General features: G+C 56.9%; 25 protein-coding genes and 1 tRNA gene. 12 read left to right on the top strand and 14 right to left on the bottom strand.

Annotated elements, in window-relative coordinates:
* Positions 1 to 19: 19 nt before the first annotated feature.
* From rng to HNR64_RS15110, 5 genes are all read right to left on the bottom strand, one after another.
* Positions 20 to 1,495: a ribonuclease G gene (gene rng, locus HNR64_RS15130; RefSeq protein ID WP_204997270.1), complete on the bottom strand. Its 1,476-nt coding sequence runs from the start codon at positions 1,493 to 1,495 to the stop codon at positions 20 to 22.
* A 4-nt stretch (positions 1,496 to 1,499) separates the two neighbouring features.
* A complete protein-coding gene (locus HNR64_RS15125; protein WP_204997269.1) occupies positions 1,500 to 2,081 on the bottom strand; it encodes a Maf family protein in 582 nt (193 codons plus the stop codon).
* 1 nt (position 2,082) lies between these two features.
* A complete protein-coding gene (gene mreD / locus HNR64_RS15120) occupies positions 2,083 to 2,568 on the bottom strand; it encodes a rod shape-determining protein MreD (protein WP_204997268.1) in 486 nt (161 codons plus the stop codon).
* A gap of 3 nt (positions 2,569 to 2,571) precedes the next feature.
* Positions 2,572 to 3,405, bottom strand: a complete 834-nt coding sequence (gene mreC, locus HNR64_RS15115; protein WP_204997318.1) for a rod shape-determining protein MreC — start codon at positions 3,403 to 3,405, stop codon at positions 2,572 to 2,574.
* 71 nt (positions 3,406 to 3,476) lie between these two features.
* Positions 3,477 to 4,514 carry a rod shape-determining protein gene (locus tag HNR64_RS15110; protein ID WP_027874581.1) on the bottom strand — a complete coding sequence of 346 codons (1,038 nt, stop codon included), beginning with the start codon at positions 4,512 to 4,514 and terminating at the stop codon, positions 3,477 to 3,479.
* 249 nt (positions 4,515 to 4,763) lie between these two features.
* Here HNR64_RS15110 and gatC point away from each other — a divergent pair, with 249 nt between their 5' ends.
* The 4 genes from gatC to HNR64_RS15090 are packed head-to-tail and all read left to right on the top strand — an operon-like array spanning position 4,764 to position 8,329.
* Complete coding sequence (gene gatC, locus HNR64_RS15105; protein WP_204997267.1) at positions 4,764 to 5,051, top strand: Asp-tRNA(Asn)/Glu-tRNA(Gln) amidotransferase subunit GatC; 288 nt, start codon at positions 4,764 to 4,766, stop codon at positions 5,049 to 5,051.
* 39 nt (positions 5,052 to 5,090) lie between these two features.
* Positions 5,091 to 6,545: an Asp-tRNA(Asn)/Glu-tRNA(Gln) amidotransferase subunit GatA gene (gene gatA, locus HNR64_RS15100; RefSeq protein ID WP_204997266.1), complete on the top strand. Its 1,455-nt coding sequence runs from the start codon at positions 5,091 to 5,093 to the stop codon at positions 6,543 to 6,545.
* 12 nt (positions 6,546 to 6,557) lie between these two features.
* A complete protein-coding gene (gene gatB / locus HNR64_RS15095; RefSeq protein WP_204997265.1) occupies positions 6,558 to 8,006 on the top strand; it encodes an Asp-tRNA(Asn)/Glu-tRNA(Gln) amidotransferase subunit GatB in 1,449 nt (482 codons plus the stop codon).
* Positions 8,007 to 8,035: 29 nt separating this feature from the next.
* Positions 8,036 to 8,329: a PA4642 family protein gene (locus HNR64_RS15090; protein ID WP_204997264.1), complete on the top strand. Its 294-nt coding sequence runs from the start codon at positions 8,036 to 8,038 to the stop codon at positions 8,327 to 8,329.
* Positions 8,330 to 8,345: 16 nt separating this feature from the next.
* Here the strand turns inward: HNR64_RS15090 and smrA are convergent, their stop codons facing one another.
* Positions 8,346 to 8,921, bottom strand: coding sequence for a DNA endonuclease SmrA (smrA, locus tag HNR64_RS15085; RefSeq protein WP_204997263.1), 576 nt, complete (start codon positions 8,919 to 8,921; stop codon positions 8,346 to 8,348).
* A gap of 17 nt (positions 8,922 to 8,938) precedes the next feature.
* Here smrA and HNR64_RS17555 point away from each other — a divergent pair, with 17 nt between their 5' ends.
* Entirely contained in the window at positions 8,939 to 9,190 is a 252-nt protein-coding gene (locus tag HNR64_RS17555) for a cysteine-rich CWC family protein (RefSeq protein WP_420853754.1), read from the top strand.
* On the opposite strand, the gene HNR64_RS15075 is transcribed toward HNR64_RS17555, so the two are convergent.
* Positions 9,187 to 9,543 carry a hypothetical protein gene (locus HNR64_RS15075; protein WP_204997261.1) on the bottom strand — a complete coding sequence of 119 codons (357 nt, stop codon included), beginning with the start codon at positions 9,541 to 9,543 and terminating at the stop codon, positions 9,187 to 9,189. The two genes, HNR64_RS17555 and HNR64_RS15075, sit on opposite strands and share 4 nt — an antisense overlap.
* Positions 9,543 to 9,800: a hypothetical protein gene (locus tag HNR64_RS15070; RefSeq protein ID WP_204997260.1), complete on the bottom strand. Its 258-nt coding sequence runs from the start codon at positions 9,798 to 9,800 to the stop codon at positions 9,543 to 9,545. Before HNR64_RS15070 ends, HNR64_RS15075 begins: the two co-directional genes overlap by 1 nt.
* Before the next feature lie 153 nt (positions 9,801 to 9,953).
* On the opposite strand from HNR64_RS15070, the gene cysZ reads away from it, so the two are divergent.
* Positions 9,954 to 10,697, top strand: a complete 744-nt coding sequence (gene cysZ, locus HNR64_RS15065; RefSeq protein WP_204997259.1) for a sulfate transporter CysZ — start codon at positions 9,954 to 9,956, stop codon at positions 10,695 to 10,697.
* 5 nt (positions 10,698 to 10,702) lie between these two features.
* Here cysZ and rhlB read toward each other — a convergent pair whose 3' ends face one another.
* The 6 genes from rhlB to hemA form a co-directional block, all read right to left on the bottom strand.
* Complete coding sequence (gene rhlB / locus HNR64_RS15060; protein WP_204997258.1) at positions 10,703 to 12,052, bottom strand: ATP-dependent RNA helicase RhlB; 1,350 nt, start codon at positions 12,050 to 12,052, stop codon at positions 10,703 to 10,705.
* 84 nt (positions 12,053 to 12,136) lie between these two features.
* The gene (locus HNR64_RS15055) at positions 12,137 to 13,009 is read right to left on the bottom strand and encodes an HvfX family Cu-binding RiPP maturation protein (protein WP_239547899.1); all 873 of its coding nucleotides are present in this window, start codon (positions 13,007 to 13,009) and stop codon (positions 12,137 to 12,139) included.
* Positions 13,010 to 13,078: 69 nt separating this feature from the next.
* Complete coding sequence (locus HNR64_RS15050) at positions 13,079 to 13,834, bottom strand: HesA/MoeB/ThiF family protein (protein WP_204997256.1); 756 nt, start codon at positions 13,832 to 13,834, stop codon at positions 13,079 to 13,081.
* Positions 13,831 to 14,682 (bottom strand): peptide chain release factor N(5)-glutamine methyltransferase, encoded by an 852-nt coding sequence (gene prmC, locus HNR64_RS15045; RefSeq protein WP_204997255.1) that lies wholly within the window; start codon positions 14,680 to 14,682, stop codon positions 13,831 to 13,833. The genes HNR64_RS15050 and prmC overlap by 4 nt, the downstream gene beginning before the upstream one ends.
* A 22-nt stretch (positions 14,683 to 14,704) precedes the next feature.
* Positions 14,705 to 15,787: a peptide chain release factor 1 gene (gene prfA / locus HNR64_RS15040; RefSeq protein WP_204997254.1), complete on the bottom strand. Its 1,083-nt coding sequence runs from the start codon at positions 15,785 to 15,787 to the stop codon at positions 14,705 to 14,707.
* A gap of 66 nt (positions 15,788 to 15,853) precedes the next feature.
* Positions 15,854 to 17,131 (bottom strand): glutamyl-tRNA reductase, encoded by a 1,278-nt coding sequence (gene hemA / locus HNR64_RS15035; RefSeq protein WP_204997253.1) that lies wholly within the window; start codon positions 17,129 to 17,131, stop codon positions 15,854 to 15,856.
* A 233-nt stretch (positions 17,132 to 17,364) separates the two neighbouring features.
* Between hemA and HNR64_RS15030 the strand changes: the two genes are divergently transcribed.
* The 6 genes from HNR64_RS15030 (at position 17,365) to HNR64_RS15005 (ending at position 22,557) form a co-directional block, all read left to right on the top strand.
* A complete protein-coding gene (locus HNR64_RS15030) occupies positions 17,365 to 19,077 on the top strand; it encodes a tetratricopeptide repeat protein (protein ID WP_204997252.1) in 1,713 nt (570 codons plus the stop codon).
* Positions 19,070 to 19,639, top strand: a complete 570-nt coding sequence (lolB, locus tag HNR64_RS15025; protein ID WP_204997251.1) for a lipoprotein insertase outer membrane protein LolB — start codon at positions 19,070 to 19,072, stop codon at positions 19,637 to 19,639. The genes HNR64_RS15030 and lolB overlap by 8 nt, the downstream gene beginning before the upstream one ends.
* Positions 19,636 to 20,478, top strand: a complete 843-nt coding sequence (gene ispE / locus HNR64_RS15020; RefSeq protein WP_204997250.1) for a 4-(cytidine 5'-diphospho)-2-C-methyl-D-erythritol kinase — start codon at positions 19,636 to 19,638, stop codon at positions 20,476 to 20,478. The genes lolB and ispE overlap by 4 nt, the downstream gene beginning before the upstream one ends.
* 8 nt (positions 20,479 to 20,486) lie before the next feature.
* Positions 20,487 to 20,561: transfer RNA gene (locus tag HNR64_RS15015), tRNA-Gln, on the top strand.
* A gap of 332 nt (positions 20,562 to 20,893) precedes the next feature.
* Positions 20,894 to 21,826 (top strand): ribose-phosphate pyrophosphokinase, encoded by a 933-nt coding sequence (locus tag HNR64_RS15010; protein WP_239547908.1) that lies wholly within the window; start codon positions 20,894 to 20,896, stop codon positions 21,824 to 21,826.
* A gap of 83 nt (positions 21,827 to 21,909) precedes the next feature.
* Positions 21,910 to 22,557, top strand: a complete 648-nt coding sequence (locus HNR64_RS15005) for a 50S ribosomal protein L25/general stress protein Ctc (protein ID WP_204997248.1) — start codon at positions 21,910 to 21,912, stop codon at positions 22,555 to 22,557.
* Positions 22,558 to 22,562 lie beyond the last annotated feature (5 nt).

Genomic DNA, 22,562 nt, shown 5'->3' with positions numbered 1-22,562 from the left:
TCGCGCTAAAACAGCGGATTTACAGCAGAACGACATCGAACTGTTCCTGGGTGTACATCGCCTCAACCTGAAAGCGAATACTGGCACCGATAAATTCTTCTAAATCGGCAACGCTGGCCGACTCCTCATCTAACAAGCGGTCGACCACCTCCTGCGAGGCCAGCACTAATAGGCTGTTGCTTTCGTAGGCTCGGGCTTCGCGCAGTATTTCTCGGAACACCTCGTAACACACCGTCTCTGGCGACTTCAATGAACCGCGGCCGTGACAGTAATGGCAGGTTTCACACAGCACGTGTTCCAGGCTCTCGCGAGTACGCTTTCGCGTCATCTCAACCAGGCCCAGCTCAGAGACCCCGGTAATACTGGTCTTCGCGTAATCCTTCTCCATCGCCCGTTCTAGCGCACGCAATACCTGCCGACGGTGCTCAGCATCTTTCATATCGATAAAGTCGATAATAATAATGCCGCCCAAATTGCGCAGGCGAAGCTGACGAGCCAGCGCTGCCGCCGCTTCGAGGTTCGTTTTAAATATGGTTTCTTCCAGGTTGCGATGACCGACAAATGCCCCGGTATTAATGTCGATGGTGGTCATCGCCTCGGTCTGGTCGATAATCAGGTAGCCCCCGGACTTCAATTCAACCTTGCGGCCAAGGGCGCGCTGAATCTCGTCTTCAACGCTGTACAGGTCGAAAATCGGGCGTTCACCGGGGTAGTACTCCAGCTTAGAGCGAATCTCTGGCAGATAGTCTTTGGCAAATTCATCGACACGCTGGAAACTCTCCCGGGAATCGATGCGGATTTTTTCCAACCCGGGATGCACCAAATCACGCATTGTCCGCATAAACAGCGGCAGGTCTTCATAGATTACTGAGGGTGCCGTATCACGCTTCATACGACGCTCTACCGCCAGCCATAGCCGACGCAAAAACGCGACATCCGCGCGCAGCTCATCCTCGCCCGCCCCTTCGGCAGCGGTGCGCAGAATGTAGCCATCCGTCAGTACTAAAGGCTCATCGTCATCGCCGTCCCGCAGGATGTTCTCCATCAAATCTCGCAGGCGCTGCCGCTCGTCTTCATCGTCAATGCGGTGAGACACACCGAGGTGGGACGCCCCTGGCATATAAACCAAGTACCGCGACGACACCGACAAGCGGGTACTCAAACGTGCCCCTTTGGTTCCCATAGGGTCCTTGGTGACTTGAACGGTGAGCTGCTGACCCTCGCGGATTTTGCTGCGAATATCCGCGTGCTCACCGCCCTCTTGCTCAAGGGCGACAATATCTGAGGCGTGAATAAAACTGGTTCGCTCCAGGCCCACTTCAACAAACGCCGCCTGCATGCCGGGTAGCACTCTTACGACCTTGCCTTGGTAGATATTTCCAACAATGCCTTTAGAGCGGGTACGTTCGATATAGACTTCCTGCAACACCCCGTTTTCAACGACCGCAACCCGCGTTTCAACCGGCGTTACGTTAATCAGTATTTCTTCGCTCATGGTTTCACTCTGCCAATGCTGTCGGGGGTTCTATACCCACCTCGCGCAGCGCTTTACGGGTCTCGTATAGCGGTAGCCCTACCACCCCACTGTAACTGCCATTGATACGCTGAACAAACTGTGCGGCACGCCCCTGTATAGCATAGCTGCCCGCTTTGTCATCGGCCTCTCCGCTGGCGAGATAATCATTGATATCGCGATTGCTCAAGGGGCCAAAAAATACCTCTGTTGCCACTAACTCAGCGTGCTGCACACCACCTTGCGACACCGCTATTGCGCTGAGCACTCGGTGACCGCGATCACTTAAGGCGCGCAACATCTTCGCGGCCTCCGCGCGGTTGCCAGGTTTGCCGAGAATACGTCCGTCGAGGTCAATGGCAGTATCGGCAGCCAATACCACTGCCGCGGGGTATCGCTGCGCAATCACGTCGGCCTTTTCTTGCGCCATTCGCAGCACGTAGTCATCGGGGAGCTCTCCGAGGCGAACGCTCTCATCGATGTCGGCAGGGCAAATCTTTGCCGACAACCCCAACTGCTCCAGCAGGTCAGCGCGCCGCGGTGACGCAGAAGCGAGGATCAAGGTCATATCAGTAGGCCACAAACACACGCTGCAACCACGACATCATCGGGCGCAGGAAAAACCAAAGTAAGGCGGTGGAGAATACCGGCAGAAAAACCAACCAATGCGTCTGAGAAACGCCGTTTAAATTTTGCGCCCACTGATCGACAAGAATGCGGAACAACTCCAGCAGGGCAATCAGCGCCGCCTGCTTTCGCAAACTGAACATCCGCAGCTGTTGGTAGGATATTTGAATAATATAGGCGACGACGGCCAGCGAAAACGCATTCTGCCCCAACACCGTGCCAAGCAGAATATCCTGGATTATGCCGCCCAACCAGCACAGGGCAATGCCAACGTTTTCGGGCATTGCGAGCAGCCAGTATATCAACACCAGCATCAACCAGTCCGGCCGCAGCCAAGCCAGGCCAGCCGAGAGCGGCGCAATGGTAAGTACCAGTGCCACCAGCAAACTCACCGCGACAAAAATCAGCCCCTGAGCGTGAGAGTCCATGGCTTACTCCACCGCAATTTTGTCGCTAAATACCAGCAACACATTGCGACTGCGGTCGAGCTCTGCCAAGGGGCGGGCATTAATTTCAGCAAAGGGTTTACCCGGGTCGATGGCAACTCTGGTGACTTCGCCCACAGGGTAGCCTGAGGGGAAGCGGTCACCGAGGCCCGAGCTCACCAGCAAGTCCCCCACCTGGATATCTGTTGTCGCGGCAACATGGGCAACACTTAGCTCGTCGATACGACCACTACCCTCGGCCACAGCGCGCAGACCATTGCGGCTGATTCGCACGGGAATAGCGTGGGCGCTGTCCGTAATCAGTAACACCCGACTGTGGTAGACGCCCACGTCGACAATCTGCCCCAGCAGGCCCTTGGCATCGATCACCGGCTGACCGACAAAGGCATTGTCGCGGCTGCCCTTATCCACCACCAGCATATGCCGATTAGGGTCAGAGGCCACACCAACAACTTCGGCAACGACCACCGTATCTTTGACGCGCTCTGCCGAGTTCATCAGCTCGCGCAAGCGGACGTTTTCCGTACTGAGTTCAATATATTTCTGCAGTTTGGCGTTAAGAATCAGCGATTCGGCACGCAGGGCACGGTTTTCTTCAAGCAGGTCGCTGCGGCTACTAAACACGCCGCTAAACTGAGCACTCAAGCGAGAGGGCACGTCGGCCAGCCAGTAAAACGGCGCGGCAACAACAGAAAGCTGGGTGCGAAGGGGGGCCATAGACTCCAGGCGGGCACCCAGAAGGATCAGGGCAAGCGCGAGGCCGCCCAAAAAGACAAGTCGACCGCCCGATGAGGGCGGCTTGGAGAATACCGGTTTAATTGCCGCGCCCTCCCTCTGCTGAACGCACGGTTACACGAGCACGCCTGTGGCGCAACGCCACAAGAGCATGCTTATTCAGCAGACAATATATCCAGGTGGTGACGATCAACCATTTCCAGTGCCTTACCACCGCCACGCGCAACACACGACAATGGGTCCTCAGCGATAATTACCGGCAACGCACTTTCATCGGCAATCAGCTGATCGATACCCGTCAGCAAGGCGCCACCGCCCGTCAGTACGATGCCGGTTTCCGCGATATCGGCAGCCAGTTCTGGCGGAGATTGCTCCAAAGCGCGCTTCACGCCCTGGGTAATTACCTGAAGAGGCTCTTGCAACGCTTCGAGAATTTCATCGCTATTCAGGGTGAAGCGACGGGGAATCCCCTCGGCCAGGTTGCGGCCGCGCACGTCAATTTCCCGCAGTTCGCTGCCGGGGTAGGCACAACCAATTTCTTGCTTAATGCGCTCGGCGGTCGCTTCGCCGATCAGGCTACCGTAGGTGCGTCGCACATGCGTGACAATGGCTTCGTCGAAGCGGTCACCACCAACACGCACCGAGTCGGAATACACAACGCCATTCAGAGAGATAATCGCAATTTCAGTGGTACCACCACCAATATCAACCACCATCGAGCCTGACGCTTCTTCGACTCGCAAACCAGCACCAATCGCGGCGGCCATTGGCTCCTCAATCAACCGCACTTCGCGGGCACCCGCACTGAGTACCGATTCGCGAATCGCCCGGCGCTCTACCTGCGTACTCTTACAGGGAATACTTACCAATACGCGGGGGCTGGGGCGAATAAAGCTGTTTTGATGGACCAGTTTAATAAAGTGCTGCAGCATCTTTTCCGTCACCTGAAAGTCGGCGATAACACCGTCTTTCAGAGGGCGAATAGCGGTGATATTACCCGGTGTTCTACCCAGCATGCGCTTGGCTTCAATCCCGACAGCCTCGACCGTTTTCTGACCATTGTGCACACGGATCGCCACAACAGATGGCTCGTCAAGCACGATGCCCTGGCCGCGAACATAGATGAGAGTATTGGCCGTTCCCAAATCGATCGACAGATCATTGGAAAACATCCCGCGGATACGTTTTAACATTTGCGATTATCACCTTATACGATTCTGCGAAGACCGAGAATCGGGCTGGTAGGGCCGAAAACGCGGCGCAAAAGGCAGCACTGACCCCTAGATTAAAAACTTTGCCACTCTATCAACGCCGGGGATTCAGGGCAAGGCGCAAGTATGATAAGTTTACGGGCTTTTCCCAACCGCGCTCCGCATCCGCACTCGGCTTGCGAAGCGCGCGTTATCAGCGCAACGCGCGCCACGAAGCCAACAGGGTGAACCATGAGTTTAGAACAGGGCGATATCGCCAAACTGGCAAGGCTGGCTCGAATTCGCATTAGCGAAGAAAGCAGCGAAGAGCTGCGCCAGCGAATCAGCGACATTCTCGGCATGATCGACACCATGCAAGCCGTCAATACTGACGCCGTAGATCCGATGGCCAACCCCCACGATGCAACACAGCGCCTGCGCGCAGACGTGGTCACCGAAGTTGACCAACGGGATGACTTTCAGCGCATCGCTCCCGCCACCGAAGACGGCCTCTACCTTGTTCCCAAGGTTATTGACTAGCCCCTAGCCGCAGCCCCTAATTTAAGAGTACTCGACACCATGCCCAGTCATACCGTTGCCGATCTTCTTCGAGGCCTCGCCGCCGGCGACTTTTCCAGCGAAGAAATCACCCAACAATACCTCGACGCCATTGCCGACCGCGACGGCCAAATCAACAGCTTTATTACCGTCACCCGCGAACAGGCCCTCGAACAGGCGCGCGCTGCCGACAACGCCAGGCAACGCGGCAATGCCGGAGCCTTGTGTGGATTGCCCATCGCCCACAAGGACATATTCTGCACCGAGGGCGTGCGCACCAGCTGCGCGTCGAAAATGCTCGACAATTTCATCGCGCCCTACAGCGCCACCGTGGTAAACAACATGGCCAGCGCCGGTGCCGTTATGCTCGGCAAAACAAACCTGGATGAGTTCGCCATGGGCTCGTCAAACGAAACCAGCTATTACGGCACTGTGCGCAACCCCTGGAACACCGATCGCGTCCCCGGCGGCTCCTCGGGCGGCAGTGCGGCGGCCATTGCGGCGGGCCTTGCTCCTGCGGCCACGGGCACCGACACCGGCGGTTCCATCCGCCAGCCAGCGGCGCTGTGCGGCCTTACTGGCCTAAAACCCACCTACGGACGAGTGTCGCGTTACGGCATGATCGCCTTCGCCTCCAGTCTTGACCAAGCGGGCCCGATGGCGCGCAGCGCCGAGGATTGCGCCCTGCTACTGCAGAGTATGGCGGGCTTCGACGAGCGCGACAGCACCAGCATGGATGTTCGCGTGGACGACTACGCCGGCGCCTTGGATCAGGATTTGCGCGGCCTGAAGATCGGCCTGCCCAAAGAGTATTTCAGCGCTGGTCTAGACCCCGCAATTGGCGACGCGGTGCATGCCGCACTGGAAGAGTACCGCAAAATGGGGGCGGAGACGGTTGAAATCAGCCTGCCCCACACCGAGCTGGCGGTACCGTGCTACTACGTCATTGCACCGGCCGAAGCGTCAACAAACTTGTCACGCTTTGACGGTGTGCGCTATGGCTACCGCTGCGAAAACCCCGCCGACCTCGACGACCTCTACACCCGCAGCCGCGAAGAGGGCTTTGGCGAGGAAGTAAAACGGCGCATATTGGTGGGCACCTACGCCCTGTCGGCGGGCTTTTACGATGCCTACTATCGCAAGGCACAGCAGATTCGCCGCCTGATTAAGCAGGATTTCACCGACGCCTTTAAGCAGGTAGACATTATCGCCGGCCCGACAACACCGAATCCGGCCTTTGGCATCGGTGAAAAAGTAAGCGACCCCGTGACGATGTACCTGGAAGACATCTACACCATTGCCGTCAATCTGGCGGGGCTACCTGCCCTCTCCATGCCCGTGGGCTTTGCCGGCGAGTTGCCTGCCGGCATGCAGCTGATCGGCCGAGACTTCGACGAGGGCCGCCTGCTGGCCGCCGCTCACCAGTATCAACAGCGCAGTGACTGGCACCTGCGTACCGCCCCAGACTGCGCGTAAGGAGAAGCCCAGATGCAATGGGAAGTTGTTATCGGGCTGGAGGTTCACGTCCAGCTCACCACCAAATCAAAGATTTTTTCCGGTGCCAGCACTGCCTTTGGCGCGACACCCAACAGCCAAGCCTGCGCGGTCGATCTGGCCCTGCCCGGCACCCTGCCCGTTCTCAATGAACAGGCCGTTAACGACGCGATTTTGTTCGGTTTAGCCATCGATGCCGATATTTGCCGCGATTCGGTATTTGAGCGCAAAAACTACTTTTATCCCGACCTGCCCAAAGGCTATCAAACCAGCCAGATGGACAAGCCGATTGTCGGCCACGGGGTGGTGGAAATTCGCCTGGAAGATGGCAGCACACGCAATATCCGTGTTCACCACGCCCACCTCGAAGAGGATGCAGGAAAATCTCTGCACGAAGACTTCCACGGCATGTCTGGCATCGATCTCAACCGCGCCGGCACACCGCTGATAGAAATCGTCTCTGAGCCCGACCTACGCAGCGCCGAGGAAGCGGTTGCTTACCTGCGCAAGATTCACTCCATCGTTACTTATCTGGGTATCTCCGACGGCGATATGTCGCAGGGCTCAATGCGCTGCGACGCCAATGTTTCAGTGCGCCTAAAAGGCGAGGAAGAATATGGCACCCGCGCAGAGATCAAGAACATCAACTCCTTCCGCTTTGTCGAGCGCGCCATCAAAGTAGAAGCGCAGCGCCAAATCGACTTGATTGAGGACGGTGGCAAAGTCGTGCAGGAAACCCGCCTCTACGACAGCGACAAAAACGAAACCCGCTCCATGCGCAGCAAGGAAGAAGCCAACGACTACCGCTACTTCCCCTGCCCCGACCTGCTGCCGGTTCATATCGAGCAATCCTTGATCGATAGCCTGCAAAAACAAATGCCGGAGCTGCCAGACGCCAAACGCCAGCGTTTTGAAACGGAGTACGGTCTGTCGACCTACGACGCCAGCCTGCTAACCGCCGAGCGAAGCATTGCCGACTTCTTCGAAGCATGCAGCAAGGTCGCAGGCGACGCCAAACTCGCCGCCAACTGGGTCAACGGTGAACTGTCCGCTGCCCTGAATCGCGAAGGCAAGGCGCTAAAAGACAGCCCGGTCAGCGCAGAGCAGCTCGGCGGCCTGATAGTGCGCATACGCGACAACAGCATCTCTGGCAAAATCGCCAAGCAAGTATTCGAGGCGCTGTGGAACGGCGACGGCCAGAGTGCCGACGAGGTGATAGAAGCCAAGGGCTTGAAGCAGGTGTCTGATACCGGCGCACTAGAGGCAATGGTAGATGAGGTTATTGCCGCTAACCCCGCTCAAGTCGAGCAATACCGCGCCGCCGACGACGGCAAGCGCAAAAAGCTTATCGGCTTCTTTGTCGGGCAAATAATGAAGGCCTCCAAGGGGCAAGCGAACCCGGGAATGGTCAATCAACTTTTGAACAAAAAACTTAGCGATTAACACCGCCGCAAGGCACAACGGGATAAACAATGAAGAAAGACAAAGAAAAAGTATTAGATGAAGTGTGGACTGAGGACCGCGTGCGCGAGTTTCTCAACGTTGAAGCCAAAGCTGGCGTGGATGCAGACTTTCACCGCCTACTCAAAGCCTACCAGAGCATGCGCGCGGACGACTTTGAATTATTCATCGGTATGTTTTTGGAAGCCGGCGGCAATATCAACGCGGTAGATAGCGCGCAGCGCAGCGTACTAAGCTATGCCAAAGAACACCGCAACAGCGATGACTACATTGCGGCGCTGGAGAAGCACGGCGCCAGCCTGTAACGGCAGCGCAACGCCATCAAACACTGCGACCGCGCGTTAGCCGGTCGCGGTTTTCCTGTTTTTTCCTCTCGCTTTTACGCAGCAACACATAAACCGCCCCTGCTCCGCCATGCTGTGGCTGTGCACTACAAAAAGCCTGTACATCGTCGATTTGCGGCAACCAATGGGCAACGTGTGACTTCAACAGAGCGACACCGCTGTGATTCCCCCGGCCATGCACGATAATTAAACTGCGCAAATCCATCGACATCGCATCGCGAATGAACTCAAAGACCTGCTGGCGCGCACGCGCTACCGACATTTTATGTAAATCCAGGCGTGCTTCCGCCTCATAGCGTGCCTGCTTGAGCTTGCGATAGACACCGTGCTGCACACCCTCGCGCCGGAAGTCCACCATATAATAGGGGTCTAGCAGCGGCACATCGTTGTCGGCCAAAAAATTCTTCACGCCCGGCTTGGCTTGCGCCGCCTCACGGCGGGCAGCAAACGACGGGGCATCGACGGCCGCTTTTTTGAGCGCCACCCGCGCTGGCTTCTGCAGGGGTTTTACCCCCGCCATTTCTTCAGCAAATAGCTTGTCGTCGTCGCTCATTATTCAACCTCACCCTCATGCCTCTTCGCAGCGAACTGAGGTATTATCCCGGGATGACTACCGATACCGCAAACGCCGGGGCATGCCCTCTGTGCGAGGGAGAAAATCAATGCGCCATCGCAAAGGGGGAAGCGCCCCAGCAATGCTGGTGCATGTCGGCAACACTTGACCCAGGCGCACTGCAACGTGCGGCAGCACTACCCGGTGAGCGCCGCTGCATATGCGCTGCCTGCGGGACAATCAAACACGCCCAGGGTGATGCTGGCTAATAGTCTGCCTGCAACGCCTCATAGCGTTTACAAGCCGCCGTTTCTTCGCCGCCATCTAAGGCCTCACAACTCTGCTTGGCCATAGAGCGCAAGCAGGCGACGGCAGGCCCGTGCAGAGGGTGACTGCGCGCCGCCGCGTCTGTAAATGGCTCTTTCATGCTATCGCACATCTGCATCAACTGCTGATCGACCAACGCGCGCATATCTGCACTAAGCTCCACACCGGCCATGCTCTGACGCGCGCACTGGCGGGCTTTTTCACACATTGCCATGGCCGCATCACTGAGTTCATCGGCGTGGACATTCGCGCCGCACGCAACCGCCAAGGCCAGGATCGCTATTGTTTTACGCATTAGCTTTCCTCCGCCACAACACGCACTTTGAGTTTACTGGTCCCAATACGCTCAACAACGCGCGCGTGGACCACCTCCGGCCCGGGAATCACATCGACTAAACTCAGCGCATCACCTTTTCGGTAGGTATTCGCGGTGCTACTCACCACAATTTCATCGCCCGGTGACAAACTGGCCAGCATTTTTACCTTGATCGGCTGCGCCGCATGCGCCACGCCAAGCAGTGCCATCAGCAGCACCATTACCCAAACTTTCATAATTTCCTCCTGACAGCCGTTGATTATTCTTCCCTGCCATTTAACGGGGAGTCTGCGCCCAGCGCAATAAGCAACTGTGCCGACTCGGCGCAATGCTTTGCAAGCTCGGATATCGGGCTTACCATAGCCTTTTTCATTGCAAGGATTTGCACTATGCCCCCTGCATTACTCAGCGGCCCACAGTATCTCCATCGCGGTTTTCAGCTGTTGCGCCTGCCCGGCATTCGCCTGTTTGTATTACTGCCGCTGCTCATCAACGTCGCGATTTTCGCTGCACTTAGCTATTTAACCATGTCCCGCTTCTCTCAGTGGATCGGCCAGTTAATTGGCTGGCTACCCGACTGGCTGGGCTTTTTGGAGTGGTTGCTGTGGCCCCTCGCCGTGATTCTTCTGCTGGCCATTGTGATGTATTTTTTCAGCACCATCGCCAATCTTATTGCCGCCCCTTTTAACGGGCTATTGGCTGAAAAACTCGAAGAACACCTCTGCGGGGAAGAGGTGGCAGGCCGTGAAACCATTGCCCAAGCGCTAGCGAGCTTTCCGCGCAGTATCGGTCGTGAATGCCGCAAACTTCTCTACTATGCGGGCTTCGCCATCCTCACCCTAATAGCCAGTTTTATTATTTCGCCCCTGGCCCCGCTGCTTTGGTTCGCAATGAATGCCTGGATGATGGCCATTGAATATTGCGACTATCCAATGGACAACCACCGGCTCAGCTTTTCAGAAGCCCGTCGTCGGGTAGCCAGCCAACGCGGCACCAGCTTTAGCTTCGGCGCGTTGGTTATGCTGGGCACAATGATCCCCATCGTAAACTTAATCATTATGCCCGCCGCGGTATGCGGGGGCACGCTGATGTGGGTGGAAAGGCTGAAGGAAGGGGGAAATAAGCGCGCCTAGCGCGCTTATTTCAGCAGCTCTGCTGGCGGCTGCTCACAGGGCAGTTTCATGGCAAGCTCTGCTTCGATATCGGGCAGCAGGAAGGCGTCGTCTTCACAGGCAAAGCTGATCGACGTTCCCGTCGCGCCTGCGCGACCAGTGCGACCGATACGGTGCACATAATCGTCGGGCTCTTCAGGCAGGGTGTAATTCACCACGTGGCTAATACCCTTCACGTGAATACCCCGCCCCGCAACATCGGTGGCCACCAGGCAGTTAATCTCACCGTCTTTGAATTGTTGCAGTGTTCTGGAGCGCTTGTTCTGAGGGATTTCACCGGAAAGAATACCGCAGCGAATCCCCGCTTTGCGCAGTCGCTCGTGTAAGCGACGTGTTTCATCACGCCTATTTGCAAAGATAATGACGCTGTTCACGTCATCTTGCCTAACAATATTCAGCAGCAATTTGAACTTGTCGTGTGACTCAACGAGATACACTTTTTGGTCGACGGTATCTGTCGCCACCGACTCCGGCTCTATTTCAATTTTTACCGGATCTTCCGTCCACTGCTCAGTGAGGCGAATAATATCCTCAGTAAATGTGGCGCTGAACAGCAGGGTTTGTCGGTGGGTCTTTTTCGGGGTCAGACGCACAATGCGCTTCACCTGGGGGATAAAGCCCATATCCAGCATGCGGTCGGCTTCATCAATAACCAGCACTTCCACCTGATCCAGATACAAATCGCGACGACCCGAGAAGTCCAACAGCCGGCCCGGCGTTGCGACCACGATATCGACGAGATCACTATTGAGCCGCTCAAGCTGCTTTTGGTAGTCCATGCCGCCGATCAGCGTCACCACATTCAAACCGCAATGGGCACCCAGCTGGCGGGCATCTTCACCAATTTGCACAACCAATTCGCGGGTAGGGGCAATAACCAGCGCGCGGGGCTCACCGGCAAAACGCTCTTCTTCCACGGGGTTGTTGAGCAGATCGTTAAAAATAGTGATCAAAAACGCCGCGGTTTTACCGGTTCCGGTTTGCGCCTTACCGATAACATCGTTGCCGCGCAACGTGTGTGGCAGCGAAGCGGCTTGGATTGGGGAGCAGTACTGAAACCCGGCATCGGCAATACCGTGCATGAGGCGAACATCCAGCCCCAGGTCATGAAAGCGCGTTTTGCCCTCTGCTTCGGGTACAGCAAACTGCTCAATACGCCATTCTGGCTGGGGCTTTTTAGGGCGTTTTTGCCGTGGTTTATGCTGCGAGCGCCCGGTCGCTTTATTGCCGGGCTTGCTGTCTGAACCCGCTTTTTCCTGCTTATCGGTTTCTGCAGCCTGGGGTGCGGGCGAGGATGAAAATAACTTTCTTAACAAAATGATCTCTTCTTTTACTGTGACTCTGTGCAATATTCGACCATTCTAGCACCAAACACCCGCACTAAGGTTAATAAAGTCAGCTTAGCGCGAGGGCTTGGGGTCGTCCGAGCTGACGTCCTGAACCGCTTGATCACCGACGTCAGCATCGGGGGCCCGGGTCTTCGGGTCGGGCATTGACTCCTCAGCGACCGGCGATGGATTTTTTGTCGAGACGCTCGGCTCTGGCTCTGGCTCTGGTTCGGGTTCGGGTTCGGGTTCGGGTTCGGGTTCGGGTTCGGGTTGCAAATTTTGTGACGCTCGCTGCAGGTGATAGCGAGCAATCGCCGCCCGACACTGCCGGTCAAGATAAAAGTCCAGACTCAGCCAGCGCCCAGCGCCGCTAAACAATAGCGCCAGCAGCATAATGAAGTAGGTCGCGGCAAATTCGATACCATTGTTCAGGACGACAAAATTTCCCTTCGCGGTAAGCCAGGGGTAGTTGCCATGCTCCTGAAGAATGGCGCTCGCACGCTCGAGTCGGCGCCCCACCTCAACACTGTTTTCCAAACTCTCACGCGCGGCTGGCAGCCCAATATCGGCTAGCGGCTTGGCGGCGCTATTCAAAGGATCACTGGGCGCGATCGCAAACCAGCCATTTGGCCAATGCACGGTGACCGCAGCCACGGCCATGGTAATTAACAGCGGAATACACGCCCAGCGCAAAGCAAAACCAAAAAGCAGGCAAAAGCCGCCAATCAGCTCGGTATATGCCGCCAGTTGCGCCATCAGAATTGGCTCAGGCAACCCCAGGCTGTGCTCAAACCACTGCGACGTTGCATCCAAATGATAGACCTTGCTGAGCCCGGCAGCGATCATCACCGGTGCCAGATACAAACGCATCATCAGCGGTGAGATAAACGCCAAGCGCTTGAGCAGCGCCACCACGCCGTCGTGAAAAAAATAATAGGCTCGCAATACGTGCACCATCGGCAATCCCTCTTTGTTATTAATGTTGTCGTGCCGGTTTATGGACGCACTATGCCATTATCGACCAGCGCTGCAAACCGGGCAGCCGGGGTCACGCCCAAGCCGCAACTGGCGAATATCCATGGTAAGTGCGTCGATAATCATCAAGCGGCCGCAAAGTGTGCCCGGCAAGGCAAGCAGGCACTTAATTGTTTCAATCGCCTGCATGCTGCCCACCATACCGACCAGGGGAGACAACACGCCACTGTCGGCGCAGCGCAAATCATCGCCGCCTTCGTGATACAGGCAGCGATAGCAGGGGCTATCGGCCTGACGAAAATCATAAACGCTAAGCTGCCCTTCAGCGCGAATGGCCGCGCCGGAAACAAGCGGCACACCGGCGCGATAGCAGGCCTGGTTCACCGCAAACCGTGTCGCCAAATTGTCGCAAGCATCCACAACAATATCGACAGAACTCACCGCCGCGTCGAGCGCTTCACCCTCGAGTCGCTGTGCATATTCGTGCACCGAGACATCCGGGTTCAGCTCGGCAACGCGCTGCGCCGCCGAGGCCACTTTGTGACGACCGACATCAGCGGTGGTATGCGCAATCTGACGCTGCAAATTACTGAGCTCAACGGTATCGCCGTCGGCAAGGTGCAGCTCGCCCACACCTGCAGCGGCCAGGTACATCGCCACGGGAGAGCCCAGACCACCCACGCCAACAAGCAATACGCGGCTGGAGAGAAGTGCTTGCTGCCCCGCCACATCGATTTCTGGCAATAGGATATGCCGGCTATAGCGCAATAATTGCTGATCGCTTAACTCTTTCATAACTTGGCCTGCACCACCTTTTGCCCCACGGTCATACGCTCGTTGCCGCCGTAATCGCGGTGCGTTTCCACACTGACAAAGCCCGCCGAAACAAACAATGTCCGCACCGCTGATGCTTGCTGATAACCGTGCTCCACCAGCAAATAGCCGTTGTCAGCCAGATAGGGCATCGACGAGCCAACAATGTGTCGCAGATCAGCCAAGCCACTCTCGGGCGATACCAGCGCGGAGGCGGGTTCAAATCGCACATCGCCCTGGTCCAGGTGAGGATCTTGAGCATCGATATATGGGGGGTTGCTAATAATCAGATGAAACGGCTCGTTCGCGTCCAATGCCGTAAACCAATCCGACACCGCGACACGAACATTATCCAACCCCAGTGCATGGCGGTTTTGTTCAGCGAGCGCCGCCGCCTCGGGGGAGCGATCCAGCGCCCAACACTGCCAGCGAGGCCACTCACTGGCCAGCGCCAAGGCCAATGCCCCCGTACCGGTTCCAAGGTCGAGCAGGCGACCCGCCTCATTATTCTGGCAAAGACTCAGCGCCAGCTCGACCAAACACTCCGTATCCGGGCGCGGAATCAATGTATGCGCATTGACCTGCAAAGGGAGAGACCAAAATTCCCGATACCCCAGGATATGCGCTACCGGCTCCCCCATACGGCGGCGCCGAAGAAGCGCGCAAAACTGCGCCTGCTGCGCTGGCGCTAATAGCCGCTCGGGCCAGGTATAGAGGTAACTGCGGGGCCGGTCGAGCACATGGCAAAGGAGCAGCGAGACATCGAGCCCCGCCGTATCACTCACTGACTCAAGCTGGTGCTGGCACGCCAACGCATTGGCAATACTCATTGCACCCGGCGCCACCATTGCCTTACTCAGCCATTGCCGCGAGCAAGTCTGCCTGATGCTCTTGGCGCAGAGGACCCACGATTTGATCGACGTCGCCCTGAATAAATTCATCAAGCTTATACAGCGTTAAGTTAATGCGGTGGTCGGTCACCCTTCCCTGAGGGAAGTTGTAAGTGCGGATACGCTCCGAGCGATCACCGCTGCCGACGAGATTACGCCGCTGATCCGCCTGCGCTTGTTGGTGCTCACTGTTGCGCACATCGTTGATACGGGCCGCCAACAGCGACATCGCCCGCGCCCGGTTTTTATGCTGGGAGCGCTCATCCTGACACTCAACCACAATGCCGCTGGGGATATGCGTAATACGCACGGCGGAATCGGTCTTGTTGACGTGCTGACCACCCGCACCACTGGCGCGGAAGGTATCGATGCGCAAATCGCCTTTATTGATCTCTACTTCTTCGGCCGCTTCCGGCTCGGGCATCACGGCAACGGTACAGGCCGAGGTATGAATACGGCCCTGTGACTCAGTTTCTGGCACGCGTTGAACCCGGTGAGCCCCGGACTCAAACTTTAAATGGCCATAGACATCCTGCCCCGCAACACGGCTAATAATTTCCTTGTAGCCGCCATGCTCGCCGGGGCGCTCATTGAGCACTTCAATCTTCCAGCCCTTGGACTCGGCGAATCGCGAATACATTCGGAACAAATCGCCGGCAAAAATCGCCGCCTCGTCACCGCCGGTACCGGCGCGGATCTCTAAAAATACGTTGTGGGAGTCATTGGGGTCGCGCGGCAACAGTAGGGTCTGCAGCTCCGTTTCGAGCGTTTCAAGCTGCTGCTCGCCGTCGGCAATTTCTTCCTCGGCCATTGCCCGCATGTCGGCATCGTCTTCATCTAGCATCAATCGCGCTTCGTCCAAGTCATCACACACTTGGCGATACCGCGCATAGCTGGCCACTACCGGCTCAATTTCTGCATATTCCTGCGAGAGGCCACGAAACCGATTTTGGTCGGCGATAATATCGGCATCGCTAAGCAGCGCGCCGATCTCCTCGTACCGATCAAGCAGGTTTTCCAGTTTGCTGCGAATAGACGCCTTCATAAAATCTCGCTTGGCTACATATAGAAAAGTAAACGTGGTGATGCAAAAGTCGCGGAGGGTGCCGCGCTAGTTTTCACGGTCCTGGTCGCGCAGCTGGAGCAGCTCGCGGGCCCAGTCGACCAGATCGTTGCGCCCCTTGGCGCCGGCTTCTTTTATCTGCGTGGTGGGGCTGTGAATCAGTTTATTCGTCAGCCCCCGCGCCAGCTGTTCAAGCACCACGGCAGCATCCTCACCCTTGGCCAACTGCCGGCGCGCGCGTTCCAGCTCGGCATCGCGCAGCCCCTCGGCCTTGGCGCGGAAGTCTTTGACGGTAGCGACGGCACCGCGCGACCGCAGACGTGCCTGCCACTCTTCAATGGCCGCAACAATTAACTGATCCGCCTTGCGCGCCTCAGACTCGCGCGCGCGCTTGTTTTCGTCAACGATCTCACGAAGGTCGTCGACGGTATACAAATACACATCATCAAGTTCGGCAACCTGGGGCTCAATATCCCGGGGAACCGCAATATCCACCATCACCATTGGCCGGTGTTTGCGCTTCTTCAGAGCCACCTCAACGGCGCCTTTACCAAGAATCGGCAACTGGCTGGCAGTGGATGCCACGAGGATATCGGCATCGCGCAAGTACGCCGGAATGTCAGACAGCATTACCGCCTCTGCCTGGAACTCCTCGCCCAGCTGTCGCGCGCGCTCCAGGGTGCGGTTGGCAATGATGATGCGCTTCACCCCCTTTTCCCGAAGGTGACGAGCCACCAGCTCGATCGTCTCGCCTGCGCCAATCAGCAAAGCCGTACACTTGGATAATTTACTGAAAACATGCTGAGTGAGTGACACCGCGGCATAGGCTACCGACACCGGGTTCTCGCCAATGGCAGTGTCGGTGCGCACTTGCTTGGCAACGCCAAACACCTGTGAAAACAACTGATGCATGCCCGAGGCTGCGGTACCGGCCTCTGCTGCCAGCGCATAGGCTGACTTCATCTGCCCCAGAATTTGCGGCTCGCCCAGGACCATAGAGTCCAGGCCGGCGGCGACTTCCATCATGTGTTGAAGCGCCTGACTATCGCGACTGATATAGCAGCAGTCATCCAAATGGCTGCGTTCGACATGGTGAAAACGCGACAGCCAGTCGAGCATCTTTGCGTCGTCAACCGCATCGCCTTGACCGCCCAACGCGTATATTTCAGTGCGATTGCAGGTAGACAGAATGGCAAGCTCCTCACCCAGGCCACAGGCCAGGGCGTCCTGCAGTGCCAAGTGAATTTGCTCAGGCACGAACGCCACGCGCTCTCTTACCGAAAGCGGGGCGGAATTATGATTGATGCCAACAAGGAGCAATTTCATTCAGTTGGGAAGCCGAGTCAGGAGCGCAAAACTGACGCGGATTCTATCAAGTTGGCGTTCAAATGTGGATTTTATTACCAAAACAAGCCGGGATTTCTCTGCCAGCCGGTGATCATTCCTGCTCGCAGCGGTCATAGACGGCACGCGTCGCCCAACTGGCGATAGAAATAAGGTAGGATTATTCCAGCCATTACACCGCGACGACAGCGCGGCGCCATCGCAACAGGACAACAATGTCACAACGCTTACACTACACCCTCATTGGCCTATTCCTCTTGGCCTCTGGCTGCGCCCTGACACCGGCAGACCACCAGCCGGAGAAAGCCGTCGCTGCCGAAGACAAGAGCGCGCCCCTCAGAGCCCTGCCGGAAGACAGCGTTTACGACCTGCTGCTCGCCGAATTGTCGCTGCGCAACCACGACCTCAACACCGCCCTGGGCAACTATCGCCGACAGGCGGATCGCACCGGCGACCTTGAGCTGATTGCCAGCACGGCGCGGCTAGCCGACTATATGGAGCAACACAACGTCGCCGCAGTTTACGCGCAGCGCTGGCTAAAACGCGACGCCGACGCCAGCGAGGCCCACTATATACTGGCCGGCGCGCTGTCCCGCCTGGGCGACCCGCTCAGCGGCCTCCCCCATATGATCCGCGTGCTCGAACTCGGCGATGAAACCAATTTCGCAGCAATGGCAGCCACGGCACTTGGCCGCCCCGATGCTGAAAAAAATGCCTTTTTTGAGGCCCTGCAAACTGTTCAGGGCCAACACCCCAGCGACAACAGCCTGCGTATTGCCCTGGCACTTATGCTGCAATACCGCCAGCGCGAGGAAGACGCATTAGAACTTGTGCGCCTAGCATTGGATGAGGAGCCGACCAATCCGCACGCCCTTCTCATAGAAACGCGCACCTTGAGCCAGCTAGGGCGCGACGACGAAGCGATAGAACGACTCAAATACGCCGTAGACCAAAACCCGAGACATAAGCGCCTGCGCCATGACCTGTGCCGCAAGCTGGTTAAAGTCGATGTCTATCAAGCCAAGGCGCACTATGAAGTACTGGCCCGGCAATACCCACAGGATCACGATATCTTGCTGGAGTTGATGCTGATAAACCGCGAGCTCAGCAATACTGAAGAAGCCGAGCAACAACTGGAAAGCCTTAGCGCCAATCCGCAGCAACGCAGTCGGGCGCACTATGTACTTGGCCGCCTCGCCGAAGAAGAGCGCGACTGGAGCGACGCCCTGCAGCACTACCAGCAGGCGACCCGCCTACCCGAATTCAATGAGGCCAGCCGGCGGGTAGCCAGTATCAGCCTATCGACAGAAGGCCGCGAGCAGGCCCTGTCGCGCCTGGCCGACTGGCGCGAATCACTACCGGAACACGCTGAATTTATTTATTTGCTGGAAGCCGAAATTCTGCGCAAAGCCGATTTAGACGAGCGTGGCTTCTCACTGCTGACTCAGGGCTTACAAACATTGCCGGACAGCACCGAATTGCGCTATGCGCGGTCACTATTTTCTGAGCGTTTGGGAAACCTGCCCGCCGTGGAAAAGGACCTGCGCTACATTATCGACCGCGACCCAAACAATAGCGCGGCCCTCAATGCGCTGGGCTACACGCTGGCCAACCGCAGCGCACGACTGGATGAGGCCCAGCGCTTAATCGAACGCGCGCTCAAGCTATCGCCCGACGACCCTGCCATATTAGATAGCTACGGCTGGGTGCTGCTCCTTAAAGGTAAGACCGAGGCCGCACTCAGCTACCTTGAGCGCGCCTTTGCCCAAAGTCAGGATCACGAAATTGCCGCCCACCTCGGTGAAGCCTACTGGTTACTCGGCAGAGAGGATGCCGCCCGCGCGGCTTGGCAGAAAGGCCTGCAAGACACACCGAACAGCCCCATTATCTACGACACTTTACAGCGACTGAAACTCCTCGATGAATAGACACATTCGCCTGATCAGTATTGTCGCTGCGGCCGTGCTCACAGCCTGTAGCAACCTGCCCCCGGCCACCCCCGGAGAGCAGCACTGGCATATGCAAGGCCGAATCGGCCTGTGGCAAGGCAGCCAGCAAGAGAGCAGCCAAATCACCTGGCTACAATGCGGCGACCATTACGCCAAAATACGCCTGACCGGCCCGGTAGGTGTCGGCGGCGCCGAAATCATCAGCGACCCCTCAGGCGCCCAGCTCACTTATAAAGGCGACGTTCGCCGAGCCGCCAGCGCCGAAGCGCTTGCCGCCGATATCGGCTGGCCCGTTCCCGTTTCTGCTTTGCGCCACTGGCTGCGTGGGCGCGCCGCGCCCAACGCGCCAATGGCGGCGCAACTTTCGGCAACCGGGCAGCTCAGCTCGCTGGAGCAATTTGACTGGCAGATTCAATTTGCCCGCTATCAACACGACAACACCGACGCCCTGCCCCAATTGATTGAAGCGCAACGCGGCGATACCCGGCTAAAACTGATCGTTAAGTCATGGCGCAATGGCAAACAGGAATGCGCACAATGAACACTCTCAGCCTGCCTTGCCCGGCCAAAATCAATCTATTTCTGCACATTACCGGCCAGCGCGACGACGGCTATCATGAATTACAAACGCTGTTCCAACTTCTGGACTACGGCGACACCCTTCACCTGCAAGGGCGCGCCGATGACGAACTGCGCTTTCTTACCCCACTGGCCGGCGTGAGTGACGACAACAACCTGATCCTTCGCGCAGCGCGCCTGTTGCGAGAGCATGTGCAGCGCCCACTCGGCGCCAATATCGGTTTAGACAAGCGCCTCCCGATGGGCGGCGGCATTGGTGGCGGCAGCTCTGATGCCGCATCCACCCTACTGGGGCTCAATCACATCTGGCAGTTGGGCCTGGGCCTGGACGAGCTGGCTGAGTTAGGCCTGAGCCTCGGCGCCGACGTTCCGGTATTCATCCACGGATACACCGCCTGGGCTGAGGGCATCGGTGAAAAATTACGCCCGTTGGACACCCCTGGATACTGGTATTTAGTGCTGCGACCTGACTGCGAAGTGAGCACTGCAGAAATTTTTTGCCACGAACAATTGACACGCAATGCCTCTCCCATCAAAATAGCGGCCTTTCTTGAGGGGGCCACCGGAAACAGCTGCCAAAATTTGGTGCGAAAACTGTATCCGGATGTTGATAAAGCCTTGAATTGGCTAGATCAATTTGCTCCAGCGAAGTTAACCGGCACCGGTTCCTGTGTGTTCGCTAGCTTCGACAGCAAGAGCGCTGCGGAAGCAGTTTTGGCACAAAAGCCTGCATCAACATCGGGCTTTGTTGCGAAGGGTGTTAATCTTTCGCCACTGCACAAAACGTTGTCCACGGTGTAACGATTTACTGGGGTGTCGCCAAGCGGCAAGGCACTGGGTTTTGATCTCAGCATTCGTAGGTTCGAATCCTACCACCCCAGCCATATTACTAGAGCGCCGAAAGTAGTCGGCCCTCTGAAGGGGAACAGGCCGTACATCGCCTGATCCGGTAGGTTCGAACCAAGGTTCGATAAGTGCTTGCACTTAGGCATCGCAACGCGATGGCTGAAAGCCTAAGGCCGATAAGGCCGCAGCCAATCCTACCACCCCAGCCATTTTATAGATTCCCGCCTTAATGGCGGGAATCTTGTTTATGGTTTACGGTTTCGGCGCACTGTTTCAGTTGTGAGCAATATGAAGCGCTGCACTTTTAGCTCGAACCGTCACACCGCGAATCAACCTTCAGCCTCACAGGACATTGACCGTGCACAACATGATGGTCTTCACTGGCAACGCCAACCCAGACTTGGCTCGCAAAGTTGCCGAACACCTCCGACTGCCCCTGGGCGATGCGACGGTAAGCAAATTCAGCGACGGCGAAGTCTTTGTCGAAATTAATGAAAATGTTCGCGGTGCAGATGTATTCCTCCTGCAGCCGACTTGTGCGCCGACCAACGACAACCTAATGGAGTTGGTTGTGATGGCAGATGCCATGCGTCGCGCCTCAGCCGGACGCATCACAGCGGTAGTGCCCTATTTCGGGTATGCCCGTCAGGATCGCCGCGTACGCTCACAGCGCGTACCCATTTCAGCGAAAGTCGTTGCGGACATCCTCAGCGGCGTTGGTATTAATCGCGTACTAACCGTCGACCTTCACGCCGAACAGATTCAGGGCTTCTTCGACGTTCCCGTCGACAACGTCTATGGCTCGCCAATCCTGCTTGACGATATCAATCGCCAAAACTATCCCGATCAAATCGTCGTTTCCCCGGATATCGGCGGTGTAGTGCGCGCACGCGCGGTTGCCAAGCAACTGAACGACGCCGACCTTGCCATCATTGACAAGCGCCGCCCCAAAGCCGGTGTTGCCCAGGTAATGCACCTGATCGGCGAGGTGGAAGGCAAAACCTGCCTACTGGTCGACGACATGGTCGATACCGCTGGCACACTGTGCAAAGCCGCGGCGGCCCTGAAGGCCCAAGGCGCAGCAAAAGTTGTCGCATACTGCACACATCCTGTATTATCCGGGCCCGCCGTTGATAACATCAGCGGCTCTGAGCTAGATGAGCTTGTGGTTACTGACACAATTCCATTGTCAGATGCCGCTGCCAACTGCCCAAAAATTCGCCAGCTAACCCTGGCAAACTTACTGGCCGAGTCAATCCGACGGGTCAGCAACGAGGAGTCAATCAGCGCCCTGTTCCGCTAAACCGCGCAACATAACGCTTTCTGACTTTCACCGCCGAACTGGTCGCAAGTTCGGCGGTTTTCGCTTTTTATGAGGAGACATTTATGTCCAGCGAATTTACTGTAAACGCCAAGGCGCGTACTGATGTAGGGAAAGGTGCGAGCCGCCGCCTACGTCGTTTGGCCGCCGAAGTTCCTGCAATCATCTACGGTGGCGACAAAGCCCCGCAAATGATCAGCATCGCCCACAAAGACCTGCTCTGGTTCCTGGAAGACGAGGCATTTTTCAGCTCGGTTCTGACCATGGACATCGACGGCAACAAAGAGTCTGTGGTTATTAAAGACCTGCACCGTCACCCTGCCAAGGCGCAGATTCTGCACGCCGATTTTCTGCGCGTAAGCGCGGACACCAAAATCACGCTGCAAGTACCACTGCACTTCATCAACGAAGAAGCCTGCCACGGCGTGAAAATGCAGGGTGGCTCGATCACTCATGCAATGACTGAAATTGAAGTTCAGTGTCTGCCTAAAGACCTGCCTGAATTCATCGAAGTCGACATGAAAGACAAAGAAGTGGGCGAGACCGTTCACATTTCTGACCTGACCCTGCCTGCGGGTGTTGAAAGCACCGCTCTGGCACTGGGTGAAGATCACGACTCAGCTGTTGCCGTTGTGCAGGCTCCTCGCGGTGGCGCTTCTGACGATGAAGACGCTGCAGAAGGCGCTGAAGACGAAAGCAGCGAAGAGTCTTAATCTCG

It is taken from the genome of Spongiibacter marinus, from assembly GCF_016906995.1.
GTDB classification, from domain to species: domain Bacteria; phylum Pseudomonadota; class Gammaproteobacteria; order Pseudomonadales; family Spongiibacteraceae; genus Spongiibacter; species Spongiibacter marinus.
Note: the sequence above shows the minus strand (reverse complement) of the source record. Positions and strands in the feature narration are given on the sequence as shown.